The 19,885-nt window shown below is 69.1% G+C and carries 19 protein-coding genes; 4 read left to right on the top strand and 15 right to left on the bottom strand.

Annotated elements, in window-relative coordinates:
- Window positions 1–3: 3 nt before the first annotated feature.
- The 6 genes from AC3RX1_RS07190 to AC3RX1_RS07165 form a co-directional block, all read right to left on the bottom strand.
- Entirely contained in the window at window positions 4–621 is a 618-nt protein-coding gene (locus AC3RX1_RS07190; protein WP_491500526.1) for a hypothetical protein, read from the bottom strand.
- Between the two features lie 50 nt (window positions 622–671).
- Window positions 672–1,454 carry a metal-dependent hydrolase gene (locus tag AC3RX1_RS07185; RefSeq protein ID WP_491500525.1) on the bottom strand — a complete coding sequence of 261 codons (783 nt, stop codon included), beginning with the start codon at window positions 1,452–1,454 and terminating at the stop codon, window positions 672–674.
- An 81-nt stretch (window positions 1,455–1,535) separates the two neighbouring features.
- Window positions 1,536–2,252: a hypothetical protein gene (locus AC3RX1_RS07180; protein ID WP_491500524.1), complete on the bottom strand. Its 717-nt coding sequence runs from the start codon at window positions 2,250–2,252 to the stop codon at window positions 1,536–1,538.
- A gap of 59 nt (window positions 2,253–2,311) precedes the next feature.
- Window positions 2,312–6,484, bottom strand: coding sequence for an FtsK/SpoIIIE domain-containing protein (locus AC3RX1_RS07175; protein ID WP_491500523.1), 4,173 nt, complete (start codon window positions 6,482–6,484; stop codon window positions 2,312–2,314).
- A 13-nt stretch (window positions 6,485–6,497) separates the two neighbouring features.
- On the bottom strand, window positions 6,498–7,046 hold the full coding sequence (locus AC3RX1_RS07170) for a nuclease-related domain-containing protein (protein WP_491500522.1): 549 nt from the start codon (window positions 7,044–7,046) through the stop codon (window positions 6,498–6,500).
- A gap of 1 nt (window position 7,047) precedes the next feature.
- Window positions 7,048–7,188, bottom strand: a complete 141-nt coding sequence (locus tag AC3RX1_RS07165) for a hypothetical protein (RefSeq protein ID WP_491500521.1) — start codon at window positions 7,186–7,188, stop codon at window positions 7,048–7,050.
- An 83-nt stretch (window positions 7,189–7,271) separates the two neighbouring features.
- On the opposite strand from AC3RX1_RS07165, the gene AC3RX1_RS07160 reads away from it, so the two are divergent.
- Window positions 7,272–7,748, top strand: coding sequence for a hypothetical protein (locus tag AC3RX1_RS07160; protein ID WP_491500520.1), 477 nt, complete (start codon window positions 7,272–7,274; stop codon window positions 7,746–7,748).
- A gap of 39 nt (window positions 7,749–7,787) precedes the next feature.
- Here AC3RX1_RS07160 and AC3RX1_RS07155 read toward each other — a convergent pair whose 3' ends face one another.
- From AC3RX1_RS07155 to AC3RX1_RS07140, 4 genes are read right to left on the bottom strand one after another with little or no spacing between them, the layout of a single operon-like run.
- Complete coding sequence (locus AC3RX1_RS07155) at window positions 7,788–8,297, bottom strand: hypothetical protein (protein WP_491500519.1); 510 nt, start codon at window positions 8,295–8,297, stop codon at window positions 7,788–7,790.
- A gap of 6 nt (window positions 8,298–8,303) precedes the next feature.
- Window positions 8,304–8,966: a hypothetical protein gene (locus tag AC3RX1_RS07150; protein WP_491500518.1), complete on the bottom strand. Its 663-nt coding sequence runs from the start codon at window positions 8,964–8,966 to the stop codon at window positions 8,304–8,306.
- 30 nt (window positions 8,967–8,996) lie between these two features.
- A complete protein-coding gene (locus AC3RX1_RS07145; protein ID WP_491500517.1) occupies window positions 8,997–10,373 on the bottom strand; it encodes a hypothetical protein in 1,377 nt (458 codons plus the stop codon).
- Window positions 10,370–12,865 carry a type IV secretory system conjugative DNA transfer family protein gene (locus tag AC3RX1_RS07140; RefSeq protein WP_491500516.1) on the bottom strand — a complete coding sequence of 832 codons (2,496 nt, stop codon included), beginning with the start codon at window positions 12,863–12,865 and terminating at the stop codon, window positions 10,370–10,372. Before AC3RX1_RS07140 ends, AC3RX1_RS07145 begins: the two co-directional genes overlap by 4 nt.
- A 1,473-nt stretch (window positions 12,866–14,338) precedes the next feature.
- Here AC3RX1_RS07140 and AC3RX1_RS07135 point away from each other — a divergent pair.
- Together AC3RX1_RS07135 and AC3RX1_RS07130 are read left to right on the top strand one after the other, a co-directional pair.
- Window positions 14,339–14,788, top strand: coding sequence for an RNA polymerase sigma factor (locus AC3RX1_RS07135; RefSeq protein WP_491500515.1), 450 nt, complete (start codon window positions 14,339–14,341; stop codon window positions 14,786–14,788).
- Between the two features lie 38 nt (window positions 14,789–14,826).
- A complete protein-coding gene (locus tag AC3RX1_RS07130) occupies window positions 14,827–15,300 on the top strand; it encodes a hypothetical protein (RefSeq protein ID WP_491500514.1) in 474 nt (157 codons plus the stop codon).
- Here AC3RX1_RS07130 and AC3RX1_RS07125 read toward each other — a convergent pair.
- The 5 genes from AC3RX1_RS07125 to AC3RX1_RS07105 form a co-directional block, all read right to left on the bottom strand.
- Entirely contained in the window at window positions 15,290–15,844 is a 555-nt protein-coding gene (locus AC3RX1_RS07125; RefSeq protein WP_491500513.1) for a hypothetical protein, read from the bottom strand. The genes AC3RX1_RS07130 and AC3RX1_RS07125 overlap by 11 nt on opposite strands.
- A gap of 20 nt (window positions 15,845–15,864) precedes the next feature.
- A complete protein-coding gene (locus tag AC3RX1_RS07120; protein WP_491500512.1) occupies window positions 15,865–16,125 on the bottom strand; it encodes a hypothetical protein in 261 nt (86 codons plus the stop codon).
- A 79-nt stretch (window positions 16,126–16,204) separates the two neighbouring features.
- A complete protein-coding gene (locus AC3RX1_RS07115; RefSeq protein ID WP_491500511.1) occupies window positions 16,205–16,675 on the bottom strand; it encodes a hypothetical protein in 471 nt (156 codons plus the stop codon).
- Between the two features lie 72 nt (window positions 16,676–16,747).
- On the bottom strand, window positions 16,748–17,962 hold the full coding sequence (metK, locus tag AC3RX1_RS07110; RefSeq protein WP_491500510.1) for a methionine adenosyltransferase: 1,215 nt from the start codon (window positions 17,960–17,962) through the stop codon (window positions 16,748–16,750).
- Window positions 17,963–18,459: 497 nt separating this feature from the next.
- Entirely contained in the window at window positions 18,460–19,005 is a 546-nt protein-coding gene (locus AC3RX1_RS07105; protein ID WP_491500509.1) for a hypothetical protein, read from the bottom strand.
- Between the two features lie 99 nt (window positions 19,006–19,104).
- On the opposite strand from AC3RX1_RS07105, the gene AC3RX1_RS07100 reads away from it, so the two are divergent.
- Window positions 19,105–19,833, top strand: a complete 729-nt coding sequence (locus tag AC3RX1_RS07100) for a hypothetical protein (protein ID WP_491500508.1) — start codon at window positions 19,105–19,107, stop codon at window positions 19,831–19,833.
- Window positions 19,834–19,885: the final 52 nt, after the last annotated feature.

The raw sequence follows: 19,885 nt of genomic DNA, 5'->3' as shown, positions 1-19,885 counted from the left end.
CGATCAGGCGATGAGGGCGCGGGCGTCCGCGAGGCGGGAGCGCTGCTCGTCGTTCAGGGCGGCGGCCGCGGTCGCGACCTTCGCGGCTGCGGCGACCTCGGCTGCGGGCAGGCCCCCGTCGGCTGCGCCCAGGATCTGCAGGACACGCCAGACCTTCCGGAGCACGTCGCGCTCGACAGCGCCGGCAGTGACGACGGCGGCGAACGGGCTGTCGGCATCGACCGTCGCATCCACGATCGAGGCGAGCTCGGAGAGCGGGGCGAGCGCCTGGCGTCCAGCGGTGAGCACCGCCACGGTCAGACCGTCCTCGTCTGCGTCCGTTCCAAGGACTGCCGCAGCAAGGTCGCGGGCGTCGGGGGAGGCGGCTGCGACGAGGGAGCGGGTGGTCAGCACGCGCCGGACGATCGCGGCGGTCATCTTGATGCGCGGGGACTTGCGCTTCTGCTCGCGAGGTTCGATGTCGCCGCGGTCTGCAGCCGGTTCCGGCCGCTGATCGCTCGTCTCGGCGGGCGACTGCTCGTCGTAGCCGTACGGCGACCCGTCGAAGTAAGAGGGCACCTCGGCGGCGGGCGCCGGGGCGCCGGGGAGGGGAACGAGGCCGGAGAGGGAGTTGTCGCTCATCAAGAGCACCTTTCGGGAGAGTGTGGTGTCGCCGGATACCCTGCGGAGGGTCACGGCCAGAACGGGAGGGCGAGGCCGACCGCTGAGGCGGCGATCCCGTAGAACCCGTAGAGGGTGAGGGGAACGGCCAGTGCGCTCTCGCGCATGCTGCCGGTGAGTCCGAGGATCGGGAGGGCCCAGTAGCCGTTCTTCATCCAGATGTTCTTGATCAGCGGAGTGGCCGTCACCCTGGCCGGCGGGCGGAGGTTCCAGGGCCACGTGAGGGGGAGCCCGCCGACCGTCAGCATGTCGCCGGCCATGTGCGTGACCCACCCGACAGCGACCGCCCACGGCAGCCACGACCACTGCTCCGGAAGGAGGAAGGTGATCGCGGCACTCACGGCCGCGGCAGTCAGCCACGCGAACGGCCACCCGCGGACGATGCGCAGCACCTTGAACGCGAAGGCCATGAGGGCCATGGCGACAATCCCGCAGACGATGACGTAGGCCGACATCGGCTCGGCGGTCACCCACCCGCTGAAGGTCGTGAGCCACCAAGCGAGGAGCATGACGATGATCGCGGAAAGGCCCGAGTGCGTGCCGTGGCGGTGCCCGCCGGCGGCAGAGCCGATGGCTCCGGTCACGAGTTTGCCGAGCCCGGGGACTGAGTAGGCGATCGTCGCGTTCGGGTGATCAGCGTCGGGCAGGAGCGCGGCGCCCGCGCACACGATCCCGCCGAGCGCGACCGCGGCGGGAGGCAGCGGGGCGACGCCAAGCGCGGGGATCAGGGGGCTTGCAGCGGTCAGTGCCACCCACGCGGCAGCGCCGGTGCCCGCGTGGTGCACGCCCATCATGAGAGGGCCTCGGACGCATGGAGCATGCCGCTCTATGCGTCACGAGGCCCTCACCGCCCTAGTCAGGCGGGACGACGGGTGTCAGGCCATATCAGCCTCGGCAGGAGCTTCGGCCGTCTCCTCGGCGTATGCCACGCCTCCCTCTGGTCCGGGCTCCGGTGGCGGGGGAGGGTTGGGAGGCTCTGTGCCTGTGCCGCCCTCGGCGGAAACGTCGAGCTCGTACGACCCGACAATCACAACGCTGCGCGAGAGGCCCGCCACCGCGTCTGCGAGCGGGCTGTCGAGCGGCTCCCCATTGGCAAACGCACCGACAGCAGCCTTCGCGCCGGTGTTCACCTGGTCTCCCAGTCCTTCGTGGACTCTCTTGGCAGCATCCCGCAGCACAGCCGGGTCGTTCGCCGTGCGGCGCATCTTCTCGATTCTCTCCTCTGCGTCGAGATGCAGGAGGCGTGTCTCAGCTTCCGTCTTTGCGGTGTGGGCGCGACGCTCACTGCCCTTGTGCCACAGGTATCGGACCCCTGCTCCGCCGCCCACGACCGCGAGGATGGCCAACAGCGCATTTGCCACGTCGGCAGTGGATTGGGTGATCAGCTGGAAGTCGCTCCCGTAGCGCGCCCGGACCAGCCGGGTCCGGGCCTCGACGTCAGAGAGTAGGGCCGCCGATTCGATGATCGTCTCTACTGCGTTGACGATCTCGAGGTATTCGATGAGCGCGAGATCGTCGGGCAGCTTCCTGCTCACAGTCAACGTGACCGGCGGTACCAACCTGAACCAGTCTTCAAGAGGGGTCTTCGGCATAGCCGAACCCTACTGCGCGGGGAAGCTGATGGGGAGAGTCCTCTGTTATGTCGCACCGGTCAGAACTCGAGGTCGGCACCGGGAAGTCCCGTCGGGTCGATCCGCTTCTGCTCGAACGAGATGTCGCGCGTCGTCGAGGAGCTTGCGGTGTCCGCGGGTGCGGGCGGCGGCGAGATGAGCGTCACACCGTGCGCCTCGAGCGCATCAGCGACCACGGCGCGGCGAGGGATACCGATCTCGTCGAGGTCGTCCAGCTCGGCGCCGCGCCACTCGACAGCTCCGACCTCCGGGTGCTCGACCACGTACGTAACCACCGCGTCGCCCTCCGGCCAGCCGGTGACCGGGGCGTCGAAGAACAGCGGCAGGTCGTCGCCGAGGACGAGCGCGCCGCGCATCGGCTCGTGGGCGATGACCACGGTCTCGTCGCCTCGCTCCGGCGTCGCGTCGGCCAGCGTGAACAGCGCGGGTCCTCGCGGGCCGGCTGGGGCGCTTGCCGGCACCTGGGCGTCGTCGGCGGCGATCGGGAGATCAGTCGGCGGCGAGAGGAGCTCGAAGCCATCCATGTCGTCATCCAGAGCCGCCGTGGGCGCTTCGTCGTCGTTGAGCTCGGGCGGTCCAGAAGTCTCGCCGTCCTCGGCTGATTGGGGCGGCAGCTCGCCGAGCGTGGCCGTCTGCTCGAGGATGAACGGCGACTCGGGAAGCTCGGCGTGCGGCTCGATGTCAGCCTCCGGTTCGGCCGACGGCACCGCGTCATCAGGCGCGTCGATTTCAGCCGGCTGCGTGTCGTCGTCGTCGTCGTCGAGGGCCGCGAAGTCGAATGACAGGTTCGACAGGTCCACCCCGAGCGAGGTGGCATCTACCTCGACGACCGCCTCGTCATCGTCGGTCTCGATGATCTCGCCGAAGGACGGCGCGGCAAGCGCCAGCACGTTCTCGCGCAGCACATCCACGTCCAGCTGCTCGCCCGGGTCGAGGGGCGGAACGGCGGCCTCGATGTGCCGCCGCATCTCGTCCTGGCCGCCGGGCTCGTACCACGCCTGGATGATCTGCGCAGCATCGGCGTTCGACTCGTACAAACCCCGGCCGCGGGGGACGACCTCGCCGAGGCGGGGCAGGCTCGAGGTGTCCTTGAATGCGGAGGACAAGTCGCCGTAGTTCATCTTGCCCATGGCGATCCGGCTGAAGTTTGTCTTGAGCCCTGCAAGGCCGACCCGGGCAAGCTCGGCTGACTTCAGTGCCTGGCCGGCGAGGATGAGCGTGATCCCGTCGCTGCGTGCCTCGCGGGCAATGTACCCGATGGCGCTGGCTACGTTCTTCTTGCCCTGGATTCCCGCCTTCAACGATTCATAGTCGGCGAGGGCGAGCGGGTCGGTGGGGACGTCCTTCGGCAGGTCGGGGATGTTGATCAGCGACTGGAACTCGTCGACGATGACGATCGCGTGCGGTGGCCGGATCTCCTCAGGCAGCTCGGAGTACTTGGAGACTCCGTGCTCGACGCGCAGCTTCTTGCGGCGCTGCACCTCCTGATGGACGTATCGCATCGTCTCGCCGGCGCCGACCCAGTCGTCCACGCCGACGAACCCCTTCAGCCAGGGCTTGGCGAACTCGAAGTCTCCGCCGCCCTTGACCGGGTCGAGGGTGTAGACCTCGCAGCGGCGCAGGAGGGCAGCGACGATGAGGACCTGGAGGAGGACCGACTTCCCACTGCCTGAACCGCCCAGGACCATGAGGTGCGGATCCTCGACCCAGGTGTACCCGACCGCCGATCCGTCCACTGCAGAGGCGAACGGGAGCGTGACCGCGCCTTTGCCCTCAGTGGCCGACAGCTTGTCCCAGTCCATGAACGCGGGGAACGGGATGGGGTTCTGCTCCGAGAACCGGATCGACATCAGGGAGGGGTTCCCCTCCTCGCGCACGTCAACGTAATCGTTGCGGGACGCGCTGCGCAGCTTGTCGGACTCGGCGTGCACACGTCCGGCCGTCAGCGGAGACGGCAGCCGGAAGGTTGCGATCGTCACCTTCGGGTTGGACTCGAGCGGTTCACGGGTCAGCATTTTCGGGGTGGTGCCGTCGTTGCCGATGACCTTCGCGTCGATGAACGCCTGCTCCCAGTCGAGGTCGTCGCACATCGCGCGCGCCTTGTCGCCGAAGAGGGTGACGCTCTCCGAGCGGGGGCTTGCACCGGCGTATACGGTGACCCCGTACTGGCCCTCCGTCATCCGCAGCCATGGGACGTTGCCGAGGGTCTGCTGGATGACCGCGGACTTCGCCTTCACCGCCTGCGCGGTGACCCCGTCGAACAGGCGCAGGTCGATGCGCCAGATGTGCTCCTGGCTGCGGCGGCTGGTAAGCGGTGTGGCGTCCACGACCTCAGGTCGGGAGTCGAGCTTCGCGGCGTCGAACGCGGCGTTGAGCATTCCGCCGAGGGCCCAGCGGATCGCGTCGCGCTGAGGGGCGGGGGCCAGCTGCGCGGGGCTCTGCGGAACCTGCTGCTCGGACCAGATGACGCAGAACGCCTGCGGGTGGCGCTCTCCGGGCTTGCCGTTGGGGACGTAGCGCGGGCCGGTGAGACCGACGACGGAGACGAACGGCGCTGCCGCGAGGGTCGTTGACAGCTTGCGGCTGATCTTCGGGTCGAAGTAGGACTTGATGTCCATGCCCTGGTTGAACAGGAACGGCTGGCAGCGGATCACCGTCCCGTCCGCGAGGCGCCCCTCCTGGGCGTGCTCGTACTGCAGGATCGGCGGGTTCGCGCCCTGCTGCAGCGCGTCGGTCCACCGGCGGTTCCACCGCTCGACCGCCGTCAGCTTCTCGCGCAGGGCCGTCAGCTCGCCTTCCGCGCCGTCGAGGGCTCCGGCGTACAGGACGTTGCGCTCGGCGAACGCGTCGGCCTGGAGGAAGGAGCGCACTGCGTCTTCGTTCGGCACGAGCGCGGTCCACTGCGTGCCCCAGATAGCACCGCCGTCGATGGAGCACGACTCGGCTGCGCACTGGACGAGGACGGGGACCTCGGCGCGGGCGGAGGTGGCGACCTGGAACATCGCCGTCTCAAGGCGCAGTTCCACCTCGGCCTGAGAGGTGGCGGCGGAGGAGATGTCGACCTGGGCGTCGCTCGGCCAGACGACCACCCGGAAGCGGGTGGCGTGGATGGTGCCCGGCTGCGGCTGGCCCTGGCTGTCGGTGTCGGGGCAGGTGAGCATCGCGACGGTGTTCCCGCCGCCGAGGAACGCGACGACCTTCTGGTACAGGTTGATCGCGCCGGCGCTGCCGAGCAGTGGCGGCGCATCGAACGTGTCGACGATCGCCTGCCCGACCCGCTCGTGGTCGACTAGAAACGTGTCCGGCTGCTTCAAGCCCTCCCACCGGGTGTCCCACGCGGCGCGGGCGGCGACCTTGTCCCGCCAGCCGGCCAGGGCACGCTCGCGGAACGTGCCGTGCAGGCAGCCCGCGGCGACGATCGCCGCGAACGAGGCGGCGACCAGCGGCCAGGCGGCAAGGTGGGACAGCAGCGAGTAGTTGGCGAGGATCAGTGCGCCGACCATCGCAAGCGCCAGACCGAGGAGGGTGAACCCGACGAGCGCGCGGATCGCTCCGCCACGGGACTCGTCGTCGGCCAGCGCCTCGCGGACGGCCGTGAAGCGTACGCCGGGCGACGGGTCGTGCACGGTCGCCGTGCGCAGCACGGCGTTCTCGGTGGCGACGATCGCCACATACACGGCGAGAGCCTGGATCCACGGCATCCAACCAGGGAAATGGAATCCCTCGATGATGCGGTCGACCGGGAACGTGGCGGCAGCCGCGGCGAGGGAGAGCGCGATGACGTGCGTGAACCGTCCGGGGAGCACGAGCCAGGCCACGAGGCCGAGGGGCTTCAGCGCCGGCCTGATCGGAGCCGCCCAGCGGGGCAGCGGGAGGCGGGTGGCGGCGTCCATGTACCCGTCGATGTCCCGCGGGTCGTTCATCAGCCAGTAGTCGTTCGGGAACAGCGCCCGCCACCGCAGCTGATCCCAGCCTCGCGCGAGACGCGCACCGCGCTCGTCGGGCACCTCTCCACGCGCCGTCTGCGGGTTCGCGTAGAGCCACCCGGCCACCGTCAGCGCGATGATCAGGGCGAGCACGCCGGGCAGGTGCATGACGGTGAGCACAACGGCTGCAGCCGCGCCGAGGATGACCACGGGCACGGACAGCTGGAGCTGTGCGGAGGACTGGACCGGCTTGCGGGAGGCAGGCATGCGGCCCCTTTCGTCAGATCAGTTCGTGCAGAGCACGCACGATGTGCGGGTCGGCTGGCTTGGTGCCGAAGCGCTGCACCGCCAGGTGCTCCCCGTTGATCGGCCGCGCCCCGCGGGGGAGGTAGAACCTATGCGTGATCGGCTGCTCGCGTCTGGACGACCACATGACGAGCAGTGGCGTGGCGACGTTCGCGTGGATGCCGGCCAGGGCGAACATCTCGACCAGCCGGTCCTGCGCGAGAATGAGGGTGAGCTTGTCCGCATGGGGAACGAGCTCCAGGCCCCGCCGCGTGCGCCCGAACAGCGTCCAGTAGCGGCCGGGCTGCCAGACCTTCGAGTCGAGGACGGTGACCCGGTTCCCGGCGACGACGACGTGGTCCATGTTCGCCCGGCCACCAGGGACCCGCAGGTCATGGAACACCGTGATCCCCGTGTCGGCTGCGAGCTTGTCGAGCACGCGCGCGGTGCGCAGCTCGCCCCGCTTGCCGGCGTCGGCCGCCGACTGCGAGTGCGCCCATTCGGCGTCGTCAAGACTCGCGCCGGGCTGTCCGTAGACGGGCACGTCAGCTCCAGCCGAGAATCGGGCCCACAACGAGAGACGCCACGAGCAGCACAGCGAGAACGCCGACGACCACGAGGCCCCGGGTGGAGGAGAAGAAGGCGAGGATGCTGTCCCGCTGGTCGGAGATCTTGTCTTTTCGCATGCCCCGTACCCTGCGAAGAGTGCAGCGGGGCTACCCGGGCGGCGGCCTAGCTCAACTTGTCGACCGAGCGATACAGTGCGGATGTGACGTGGGACAACACGATGATCGCGGCGGTGCTGGGTGCGGCGGTAGCGCTGATTGGCATCTTCGTCACTGCCGCGCAGCAGCGCAGGCAGAGCAAGCGGGACCTGGATGAGGCGCTGACCGCGACTCGGCTACTTGCCGAGCTCGGGCCGGATCATCCTGAGTCGGGTCGCGTCAGATTGCGCCGAGACTTGCTCGTGCGCCGCTGGGGACAGATACCCGATCCATTTGCCTGGCTCATCGTGCTGTACCGTGCTGCTTCGCTAGTGGTGATCGTCATCGTGCTAGCTCTTGGGCTCACATGGTGGTGGCTTGCGGACGGCCGGCAGGCCGCCGACCTCTCGCGTGCAATCGTGCTCCTCACAACCAGCGGGGTAGCTCTGTACGCGATGTTGGCCATCCTCTCTGTCCACGACAGACTTCTCGGAGGGGCATGGGGACGATACCGCCGCGAATCTGCCGGCTCGACGACATGAGTCTGCGCCGCAGCAGTTCCCAATGGGCCGGCTGCGCGCTCAGCTCTCGCGCAGGGCGGTCGGGCTGATCAGGTAGCGGCGGTCGCCGGCGGGCAGGACGCCATCGAGCGCGCCGGGGTAGGACACGAAGCGGGATGCCTGGCGGAGGGCGGCGTCCAGTCGCTCCGCGTACGGCGCGTCGAGTTCGTCCGTGCGGAATCCGCCGTCGTCGCCGTGGGTGACAGTCACCTCGCGGGCCCCGGCCTCGGACAGGATCTCGGCTACAGCGATGTCGGTGAGTTCGGACGCCTCCGATCCCAGCAAGAGACGGGCAAGACGCCGGTTCTCCTCGGTGGGCTCGTCGATGCCTGCCAGTTCGACGATCTCGTCGGCGTCGTCGTCGAGGGCTGCCAGCTGGAGCTCGGCGACGCTCGGGTCGCTGCCGGGAGCGGCCAGGCGGTGATCGGTGGGGAGGGCGATATCAGGTGCGCTCTGCGCCTGATAGCCGAAGCGTCCGTCGGTCTCGCGAGCGGACTCGCGAGCGGTCGCGGCAATGGTGCTGATCGTCATGCTCACCTATGTACGCGGCGCCGGCTTGAACAGCACGTGCCCGCCACGGAGCGGCGCGGGGTTGCGCTTCCCCTTCGGGATGTAGGCGAGGCTCCCGTCGCCCATGCGCATGAGCCGGGCGTCCTTGTGCTCCTCCCAGCCTGTCCCGCCCACGTACCAGGCGCGATGGATGACCGTGCCACGCGTGATCTCCTCGCGGCCGTGCAGCGGCTCGATGCGCGCGAACCCGTCGGCGATCGCCGCCGCCTCGCGGGCCGACTCCTCGTCGCGTACCCGTAGGTTCTGGAGCAGGTAGATCGCGGTGTCCTCGTCCTGGGACGTGGCGCCGGCAAGCGAGGGGAGGCGCCCCTTGAAGTCGGAGTTGTAGGCCAGCGCCTCTGTCGCCCGGCCCCGTTCGATCAGCTCGGCCCGCGCATCCAGGAACTCGCCCATGAGCGGACGGACCAGCTCCTCTCGCTCACGCTCGGTCATCTTCAGCCACCCGGCGGCACTGAACGGCTTGCTCGAACCGGCGGGGCTCTGGACCTCGGGCGCTGTACCGAGGCCAGGCCCGTCGCTCGCGGCCGGGATGACGACGTCGGGCGCGCTCCGCGCGTGTCGTCCGAACTTGCCGGAGGTCTGGCGGGCGTTCTCGCGTGCTGCGGCGGCTGCTGCACTGATATCGGTCATGTACAGCTATGTACGCGGCGGACGGTCGCCTCAGAACATCAGTCGGCGCGGCACGCCGGTAAGCCCCGCCGACCCCTTCGGGCGCTCGAAACTCGCGGTGCCCTCGGCGCGGGGGAGATCGGCAACGCGGGCCGCGCGCAGGCTCATCTCGTTCAGGTCGACCGGGGAGCTTGTCCGGGCAGGCGTCAGGAAGTGCGGTGTGGAGCGCAGGCTCTGTGCAGTGTCGATCACCGATCGCATCCACTGGGCGTTCACCGGGTCGAAGCGCACGCTCGCCGGGTCGAGGAGTCGTGCCTGCTCCCAGATGGCGTCGTCCTCGACGTGGCGGCCGGGGATCATCCCGGTGGGCCGTTCGACGGGGAGCTTCGCGATGTCGCGGACTGCGGCGTGGCGTGCGGGGAACAGGTGCGCCCAGCTGGCGACGGCCACACGCTCGGCGGTGTACGAGCCGTACTGGCCGGGGTAGCGGCTGACCGCCTTCTGGATGCTGCGCTTGACGAGCTTCAGTGTCTGGGTCACCTCCGCGGGCGTCGCGTCCTGGTGGGGCGCGACGATGAACACGACGGTGAGCCCCGTCTCGGCGAGCGACCGGCGGTGGAGGGCTGCGGTCAGCCGCTCGACCTTGTCGGTGAACCAGCCGCCGACCTTGGAGGCCGTCACCTCGACGGCGACCCTCATCCCGTCCGGCCGGACCAGGACGAGGTCACTGCCACCGTTCGCGCCGGTGCTCGGTGCCGGCACCCCGGTCCCGGTGTAGGCCAGGGCGTCCAGGCCCGCGAGCTTCTCGCCGAGGACGCTCGCCACATTCCCGAACTCCGCCATGCGCAACCCGAACTCGGTGGCCAGAACGTTGTGTCGGGAGAACTGGCGGTTGTGCTCGAGCCCGGTGCCCGCTGTCACGCTCACCCACTCCGGCCAGGTGAGGTCCTCCTCGAACGCGCGGGTGTGCACGGACGGACGGGCGGGGCGCACGAGGGTTGCAAGACTCGCCCGCGGCCCGGAGGCCAGCGCAGACTGGACGATCGACATCTCCAGCAGGTGCCCCGCCCACAGCGACGGCAGCCACGAGGCCGGCACCCGCTCGACGCCCGTGAGGGCCTCCAACTGCTCTACGGTGAGGGTCCGCCAGGCGTCGGCGGTGGCGACCAGCCGCAGCAGCTGCTCCCAGCGGTGCGCGCGGTGAGCGGCATCAGCAGCCCGGGGCAGCGGCCGCGCATTGCGGAGAGCCACAGGGACCCGCGCGAGTCCCGCGCTCTCCAGCCGTGCGGCCTCCTTCGCGCTCACCCAGTCGCCGGTCGATCCGGAGCGCCACAGGCTGTCCCAGTACGGGTCCGTGCGCTCTGCCGTGCGGCGGGGTGCGCGTGGCGTGCGCGAGGGCACCCGGGAGACCGGCACGCTGTCGCTCACAGGTGCGGCCCGTCGTCGGCGAACCGGTTCGGGTCGTAGGCGTGGAAGGTGATCTCGTCTGCCGGCGCGACGTCCAGCTCCGCGAGTGCGGGCTCGGCGCGGTCGCTGGTCGTCGCCTGCGGGGCGAACGACTCATCAGGGTTAGGCAGCGGTGAGGAGGCGGCGGGGTAGCGCTCGACGAGCTGGTCGGCGGTCATGTCCCGGTAGTTCGCGAGTCGGACCGTGAACGGGGTGAGCAGCGTCCCCTCGTTGACAGTGCGCACAATCGCCTCGAACCGCGGTAGGCCCGAGATGTCAGCGCTCGTCCACTCGCTGCCGTCCACGGAGATCGCCGCGCGCACGTCGTTGATCACATCGGTCGACTTCTGGGTGAGGGAGACGAGGGTCCCGAATCCCATCGTCGTCGCACGGACCTCGGGTTCGAGCTGGCGGGGGAACTGGGTGGCGAAGAACGCGCGGACCCCGAACGCGCGGGCGTCGTTTCGGACCCAGGAGATGACCCGCGGGCTGTTCCCGGCGAGGTGCTTGAGCTCATCGGCGTACAGGGACACCATCGAGCCCTCGTGGAACCAGCCGATGCAGTTGCGCTGGATCTCCTCGTGCAGCGTGTACAGCATGAGCGAGGCGATCTGCTCACGCTGCGACTCGTCCATGAGGTGACCGCCGGCCATCCCCATGTTCACGATGGTCGTCGCTCCTCCCTGGATGAGCGAGGACCAGCTTGCGCGCTTGGGCCGGGACCACCAGTGTTCCGCCGCGCACAGCTGCTCGATCTTGTTCTGCGGTGCCTTCTGCAGTTGCTTGCGCTGCGCCGGGGTCACACCGCCGCCGTACAGCGGGGCGAGCACCTCAGCCGCCTCCACCGCGTCGTCATCGCCGGTACGGTCCGCCTTCGTGCGGATGGCCTGCGCGAGCTGCTCGCCGAGGTCGTCGCCTCGGGACCCGAGCAGGATGTTCGCGTAGTAGAACGGGCTGCGGCCCGGGGTGATCGCCGGCACGTGCTCGAGTACGTCGGAGGTCGCAGCGAACGCGCCGATGAACACGCGGGTGAGGGTCGCGAACGACTCGGGGCCGATGCTCTCCTCGCCGAACACGTACTTCAGCCCGTCCACGATCCGCCGAGCGCGGTGGGAGGCGGACCCGGACGTGGCGAACAGCTCGATCCCGAACGGGCTCGACTCGTCGCTGACGTCGATGCGGACGACGTCGAGACCGGCGCGCCGGGACCACTCCGCGTACGCCGCCGCGGACTCCCCGTCGTTCTTGGTGTCGAACGCGAACATCGCGTGTCGGCGGGCCGGGGATCCGGGCACGAGACCTGCCTTGCGGAAGCTGTCGAAGGCCCACGCGCCCTGCAGCAGGACCGACTTGCCGGAGCCTGCCTCACCGAGCGCCATGAGCCCCTGCCATGCGTCGCGCTCAGACAGGAAGATCGGGGTGTTCCCGGAGTCGCCGAGGTACATGCCGACCGGATCGCGCAGCGACGGGGGAGCGGCGCGCAGTCGCGTGGACTGCTCGCCCGATTCTGCGCCGGCGTGAGGGGCTACGACGCTCACCGGAGCGATCGCTGACATCAGGAACACCGACTCCGCGAGCGGGTAGTCGCCGTCGCGCGCGGCGATCGTGATCTCGTTGCCCTCGCTGTCGCGCTTCGTGCTCGCCTTGCGCGGTTTCGACGGCGGCACCACCCGGTGCCGAGGTGCGGGAACAAGGCCCGACGCAAGCAGCGACCGGAGCCGCGACCAGCGCGACGGAAGACGGCCGCAAGCGGTGCCGACCGCACCTGCGACAGCGAGAGCCGCGCCGACGTATCCGAGCCACGCGCGGGGGTCCGGGACGAGGACCGCCGCGGCCACTGCGATCGCCGCGACAGCCGCCCAGATGAGGACCGGACGAGCGCGGGAGACGACGGCCGTGGACACCCGCAGATCGAACCCGGGGAGGGTGCGCATGACACGCGCCAGGATGTCCCGGGCAGACAGCGCCGTCTCCCCTCCGGCGTACACGCTGACGGCCACCGCCGACACCTCGCGAGACTGGTGCGTGTACACGCCCTGATGGTCCAGCCACGTCCTGTTGCGACGCGCCTCCGTGTTGTTCTGACGGCGGATCGAGAACGCGATCCACTCGCCGGAGCGGAGCGACGATGCGGCCGTGTCGACGACTGCGGTGATGTCCGCGTTCACCGCCGGGTTCGACCCGACGCCGGAGCCGCGCTGGTACGTCGCGTAGGCGACCGCGCGAACATCGGAAAGGTCCGGCGCGTCGCACTCCTCGGCGCGCGCAGCGACAGCCTTCGCGAGCTCGATGACGCCGCCTGTGGAGCCGGGGGAGACGACAAAATGCAGCAGGTCGTGACCGCGGCGCATGGTGACCATGGTCGTCCCCGCAGGCAGGGTCTCCACCCCCGCCGCGGCGCGCTGACGCAGCAGCGTGGGGTTAGCTTCGATACTCCCGGCCCGGGTGAACCGGTGGGCTGCGGAAGCGCTCATTCTGGTCATACTGGATACCCTGCGGAAACGCCGCAAAACGCCCATCTTTGGCGACGGCCGCCGCCGCAGCCGCTCCCCGACCACCACCTCCGTTCCCGCCGCCCCCATTTTTGTTCGACTCTTGTCGCCTCATCCTGTCCGTGTTGTGTTCGATCAGTCCGTGCCCGCGTGGCGGGCTCTGCCTGCTCTCACGCACGGCGCAGGCTGTGGCTCTGGCGTGTCTCACGGGGTTGTGCGGGCCCTGCGGTGGTGGTCTGCTCGCGGCATTTGGCATGCAGCCGTTCGTGAACTGCCGCTGCGCGTCAGTTCTGGTGTGCCGGGAGCTGCGCGCGATCTGTCTCAACACGTTGCAGCAAGTCCGTGATGAGCCACGGGAGCGCAAGACCGCAACGTCAGCTCGGAGACCCGAGGCACCTACGTCCAGTCCATGGCGAGGACATCCAGTCCAGTGAGCATGAGGCGCAGCCGCCGGCGAGCAACGAGCGGAACGACCCGGAAGCAGGTGTGACCCAGCGCAGGCGGACAGTGGGCAGCGCACAGGCATGAGCGCAGCCGAGCGTAGCGAGCACACGACGTCACACGCAGTCCCGCATGAGGCGGCCATGGGGACTCAGGAACGCGCGTCACCTTCCCGAGACAGCACGCAACACGAGCGCAGCGAGTGCAACACGACACAGATCGAGACCCCAAGTCCAGACAGCCGGCATGAGCGAGCGAACCGACCGACCGACCCCGGAACGAGGAGACCGCGCCGCAGGCGCGGACGACGAGAGAACGGGGGAAGGGAGGGAAGGGGAGCGAGCTCTCATCTATGCGGAATGTCGCTCATCCGGTCGGGCTCTCGAACGGCGTGCCGGCCTAGCGGCCAGGCGTCCCCGGTGCGGCGCCGGGGGCGAACGCTACCGGCTCGCGCCGTGGCATTCGCGGAGCGACACGGGGTGCGGTTCCCCGCCGGCGACCGCCGAGTCGGTTGAGCATCTCGCACAATCGCGACGTTACGCGCGCATCGAATGACGTCATGAATCGCGGCGGTTCCGCTTCTGACCGGGATATTTTACGAGCGGGGCGCGCGCGCTACGCGAGTTGCATGACGAATCGGGCGGGGGATCTCGACACGGCGTGCGATTGGGGTAGTCTTCTGGAAGAGCGAACGTGAGAGACTTCTCATAAATCGCCCTCGACGTATCGGATCGCTCCGGTGTCATCGTCATCCGGAGACGGATCGGTGCCGCCCAACGCGTCCGCCGCACACACGTCCCCGGAAACCCAGCCCCGCGGACTGTCGGCGAATCCGCACACCCTGCAACCTGTGTACGGCAGGAAGCGGGATCCCCTGCGCCGAAGGAACACGTTGAGAGGCCCGTGCCCTTGCGGGCAGTGCAGCAGGCTTCGAGTCATCGGAGCAGGCTAATGCCGAGCTCCGACATCCCCAGAACAGCACACGGAACCGGAATCGAACACGCAATGAGAAGAATGTACGCGGACCACTACGAGTGGGCGATGCGCGTAGCCAAGCGAGTCGTGGGTGACCCTCACGAGGCGGAGGACGTGGTGTCGGAGGTGTTCTTCTCTGTGGCGCGCGCCAATGCCAACGGCAGTGCACTCCCGGAGAACCCCCGCTCCTACCTGCGCCGTGCGATCCAGAACGAGGCGACCCGCACGTACGCGCGCCGTCAGCGAGAGATCGTCGTCGCCGAGATCCCTGAATCCGAGTCCCCGCAGAGTGTGGAGGCGATCGTCAGCGCGAAGGTCGACCGAGCGCGCTTGCTCGAGTCGAAGCCGGAGATGTGGACCCGAATGCTCTACGCGGTGGACGTCCTCGGCTTCGACACCACTGAGGCCGCCTCCCGCATGTCCATCACCGTGTCCGCCGCGAACTCCGTGCTGCACCGCGCCCGCAAGTCCCTGGCCATCGCCGTGTGACGCATAGGTCTCTCGCTCGCCACGAGCAGGAGACCTCTATGAAGCACCAGGATTTCATCTACATCAACCCCGACCGGTCCGCCGAAACCGCCGTCCTCGCAAGCCGCGCCGGCAGAGCTCGACGAACGCGGAAGCTCCTGACGTGGCTCAGCGTCCTCCTCGGCGTTGCAGCGCTCCTGCTCGGCGGGGTGGACGGGACGACCCGGTTCGTCGCCCTGGCCGCGGCGGTCGCCATGCTGTACGTGAGGTCGGTGTACTCGGGGAGGATCGCGTCGCTCATCGCCCAGGCGGGCGCCGACCTCATCGACGTGCGGGAGTTGCGGCCGCCGCGCGGCGAAGGACGGGCGGTCATCCGAGAGGACCTCACCTACGAAGAGCTGTGGGTACGGCTGGGCGAGGTCCGTGAGGCATCGCAGACGGTCCGCTCGCGCGTCCTGGCGGGAGACAGCCCCGAGGAGATCGAGGAGGATCGGGCGGCGCTCGATCAGGCCTGGGGTCGCGTCACACAGTGACGCTCCCATGCTCGTCGCCCGCGCTCGATGACTGCCACTCCTGTTCTGGTCGCAGCCACTCCCTCAGCGGTCGCGACGCGATCTCGGTCGCCATCCTGGTGACGGTGGCAGCATGGGCGCTCTCGAACGACTCGGGGTCATCCACCCACTCCGCGGCGTAGCGGAGGCACTGACGCATGGCGGCGTCGGCGGAGTCGGGATCTCCTGGCGTAACCTCAGAGCACAGCTGCTCGACGAGAATCGCCAGTGGCAGGCCGCCGGGCTGGTCGGTCTTCCGCAGCGCCTGCATGAAGGCAGACCGCTCGGTATGAGCGGGCTCGAGCCCCAGAGCGATGCGCACGTACTCGATGGAGTAGAACCGTGCGACGTCGTCGCTCAGCGAGAGACGACTGGCCCTGCGCTCGCGATCGACCAGCGCCGCATTCGCTCGCTCGGCGCTGTTCCGCGCCTCACGAGCATCGGCGCTGGACTTCCAGGCCGCCATTGCAGCAGCGATCGTCCCCGCGGACGTGGCGATTGCGACGACCAGAGCAGCCCATTCCACGTCCGAACTCTATCGGCCCCTCAACGGCGCGCGCGCCTGGGCCGCCCGACCGGCTGACGCCGCATGGAGACACGGCCCGAGCCGAGAACCTCGACTGGGCCGAAGCCGTGCTTCTGGTACCAGGCGACGAGCGCACAGAGCGGAGTGCCCAGCCCGTCGTCGGCGACCAGCTGAACAGGCACCCGCCGAATGTCCGCCTCCGCGAGCAGCCGCCGGAGCTCAGCGGTCCCCAGTCCCGCGCGGCGCTCGCTCTCGGGCACGCTGATCAGGTCGATCGTCATGATCCCGCGCCGGACGTTCATCCGGGAGGAGGCGCTCACGGCTGTGCGGCAGCCCTCGTGACGACCGCCAAGGCCGACCTCATGACGTCTGCTCCAGTGCGAGGTCCATCCAGCGGGCACGGCGGTCGTCGTCGCTGTGCGCAAGGCTACGCTGCGACGTGCGCCATGCCGCCCAGTCCACGTTCTGGAGGCGGGTAAGGACGGCGCGGGCGTGGGTGCGCATTCTCGGCGTGCGGCGCTCGCTCATGGTCATCGACTCGTAGTAGCGCTCCCGCTCGGTCCAGCGTGCCGCGAGGTTCTTCATCTGGCCCTCGTCCATGCCGTGCTTCGTGGCGAGCCAACGGTACGCACCGAGGATCGGGTTCGGCTGCCTGCGCTGGGCGTAGTCGAACTCGGCGCGAGGTTCATGGCGGCTGGACCATCCCGCAGCATCCCCTTCCTGCCGCAGGTAGGGTCCTGGGGCCCTGCCTGAGAATGCCCCGCTCGGGGAGTACCAGACGTAGGGCAGCGGGTCTCGGTTCAGGTCGCGCGGGCTCTTGCTGGCGTACATGCGTGCCGGTCCTCTCGTCGGGGCGTTCACCTGGCTATGCGCGTGCTCCCGGCGGTCGCAGTTCGCCGGGCGCTACACGTGCGCGAGAGTCGATTCGCTCATGCTGAGCGCGGCGCGCAGCTCGTCGACGCGGTCGGTCCGCTCCCAGGTGAACTCGGGGAGCTCCCGGCCGAAGTGCCCGTAGGCGGCCGTCTGCTCATAGCGGGGAGCGAGCAGTTCGAGGTCGTGGATGATGGCCGCCGGGCGCAGGTCGAACACGCTGGAGATCACCCGGGCGATCTCAGCGTCCGAGACGACGCCCGTGCCCCACGTCTCGACGTACAGGCCGACGGGGCGCGCCTTGCCGATGGCGTAGGCGACCTGCACCTCGCAGCGGGCAGCGAGCCCCGCCGCGACCACGTTCTTCGCGACCCACCGCATCGCGTACGCCGCGCTCCGGTCGACCTTCGACGGGTCCTTGCCGCTGAACGCGCCGCCGCCGTGACGGGCGGCGCCGCCGTACGTGTCCACGATGATCTTCCGGCCGGTGAGCCCGGCATCGCCCATCGGGCCGCCGACGGTGAACGGGCCGGCCGGGTTGATGTAGTACTTCGTGGCCGACAGGTCGAGGCCCGTGGACTCGAGCACCGGGTCGATGACTGTGCGCCGCACGGCGCCGGCCAACTCCTCGCCTGCGAAGCCTGGCGCGTGCTGCGTGGAGACGACGACCGAGTCGACGGTCACGGGCTTGTGCCCGTCGTAGCCGATCGTCACCTGCGTCTTGCCGTCGGGCCGGAGAGCGGGGAGCGACGAGCGCCGCGCACCGGTCAAGTGCTTCGAGAGCCGGTGTGCGATGTCGATGGCGGCCGGCATCAAGCGGGCCGTCTCGTTCGTGGCGTAGCCGAACATGATGCCCTGGTCGCCAGCACCTTGCTCATCGAGCGCGTCGTCGGCGTAGCCTTCGCGCAGCTCCAGCGACCGCCCGACCCCGCCTGCGATATCCGGGGACTGCGAGCCAATGGACACGGAGACGCCGCACGAGTCGGCGTCGAACCCCATCTCGGAGGAGGTGTACCCGATGCGCCGAATCGTGTCGCGGACGATCGACGGGATGTCCGCGTACGCCGAGGTCGTCACCTCGCCGGCGACATGCACGAGGCCGGTGGTCACCATCGTCTCGACCGCCACGCGGGCGGCCGGGTCCTGGCGGAGCAACTCGTCGAGGATGGCGTCGGAGATCTGGTCGCAGATCTTGTCGGGGTGCCCCTCGGTGACGGACTCGGACGTGAACAGGCGCAGCTCGGTCATGGCTCTCCTCGGTCGATTGACCGGGATATGCGCGTGCAGCGGGCGCTCGGAGCACCAAGACCACTGCTAGAAGATCCGTTCCCCAGAGGCTCGGCGAAATTAGCACGCAGCTTCGAGAAACGCGCTCCGTGCCAGGATAGCCTGGCTTCCTGCCAGGGGGTACCAGGCCGATGCCGGGATATTCGAGAGGCACTTTGACCTACTCCCGACTGGGGAAGAGCCGGGCCGTGCCAGGATGCCTAGTTAGTTATAGTCTTCCAGAAGAGAAGAAGTAAGTAAGTAGTAGAAGAGGGGCCCTGTCTCTCCCTCTTTCTATATGGATACCTACTACCGCACGCGGTTTTCTGGCACGCGAGCCGTTTTTCTCCTCTGACCTGGGCTTTTGAGCGTTTTTCGGCCTGGCACGTGCCTGGCACGGCTGGCAAGCCCGTCCCTCGTTTCGATCACTTCTCTTTGCTGATCTGGGGTTTTCCCATTTTGGGCGCCCTGGCAGGCTGTCACAGCGGCAGTCTGCTCGCCAGATGCCGCAGGCGGACGGTCTCCATCCAGGCCGTGCGCGACAGTCGATGCCACCGCCGGTCAGTGTCGATCGCTGTCACCTCCTGGGCGGCGCTGACCGCGGACCACAGCTGGTAGACGCGCGTCGGTCGCCCCTCGAACCGGTCCACGTGGATGTGCGGGAAGTCGAGGCCCGTCTCCGAGAGCGCGAACGCCGGGACGCCGAGTGCTGTCGCCTCCTCGAGGGTCGTCAGCTGTGGCAGCGAGGCGACTGCGTCCTCGAACCCGCGCATCCGCCTGCCGGACCGCTCGTGCACGACGGCGACCGGGCGGCCCCCCTCCGTCTCGACGCGCAGCGGGTAGACCTGCTCTGCGAAGAGCCGCCACGCCCGTTCGACGTCGGCGTGGCGCCGGTCCACGTCCTCCCGCCAGGCGAGGACGTCCCGGTCTGAGGAGCAGAAGATCACGTTGGGGCTCGCGGCGCTGTGCGTCGCTCGCCTGCTCGTCGCCGTCTGCACCGGCGGCTCGCCTGATGGCTCGCTCATGGGCCCTCCGGGTGGTGTCGAACTCCGGTTCGATGCTCGTGGGCGCACTGATCCGGAGACAGAAGAACGACAGTACTACGCGCCGCGTACATCATGTGCATGACGTTCAGCGGCGCAGCATTCGACCCGAAGGACCACCCCCGCACGGGCGATGGTCAGTTCACGCACAAGGACCGGTCCGAGCCGGAGATCGCGATCTGTGCTCCGCAGTCGCATCTGCTGAGCCGGGACGAAGCCGAAGCGTCCATCAACCTCGCCTTCCCCACCCCGCAGGCGAACAGTCTCGGCCTGGTGCTTGACGCGGCAGAGGAGGTCCGCCGCGGGGCGCGCAACGGCGACGACATGTCCGACGCGCTCGGCGTGCACCGCTCCGAGGGTGGCTTCTACGCCGCGGCCGCAGGCCTGCTCGGTCTCGTGGACCGCGACGACGTGGATGGGCTCTACCTCACCGAGATGGGTGAACGGGTCCTCGACATGGAGCACCCCGCCGACCGCGAGCGTGCGGTCCTGGAGCTTGCGAATGCGTACCCCGGGGTCCGCGCCTTCCAGGAGGACGGGTACGAGGGGGCGGAGGAGTTCCTCCGCCGGGAAGCTGACCTCTCCGACACGACCGTCGAGCGCCGCACGGAGACCCTGCGTGCGTGGTCCGAGGCGGTCTCCGAGGGTGGTGTCGCTCCGCTTGCCGGCGAGTTCGGCGGCAACCGCGAAGGCCGGGCCGCCCGACGTCGCCCGGAGGAGAGCTCGGCTATGTGCTCGGAGTGCTTCATGCTGATCCCCTCCGGCTACCAGACCTGCCCCGACCACCCGGAGGCCGTCCTCATCGGCTGACCGCCGAACGTCTGTGGGGCCCGCCTGTCCGCTTCTGCGACAGGCGGGCCTC

The organism is Microbacterium altimontanum (assembly GCF_058349865.2).
Note: the sequence above shows the minus strand (reverse complement) of the source record. Positions and strands in the feature narration are given on the sequence as shown.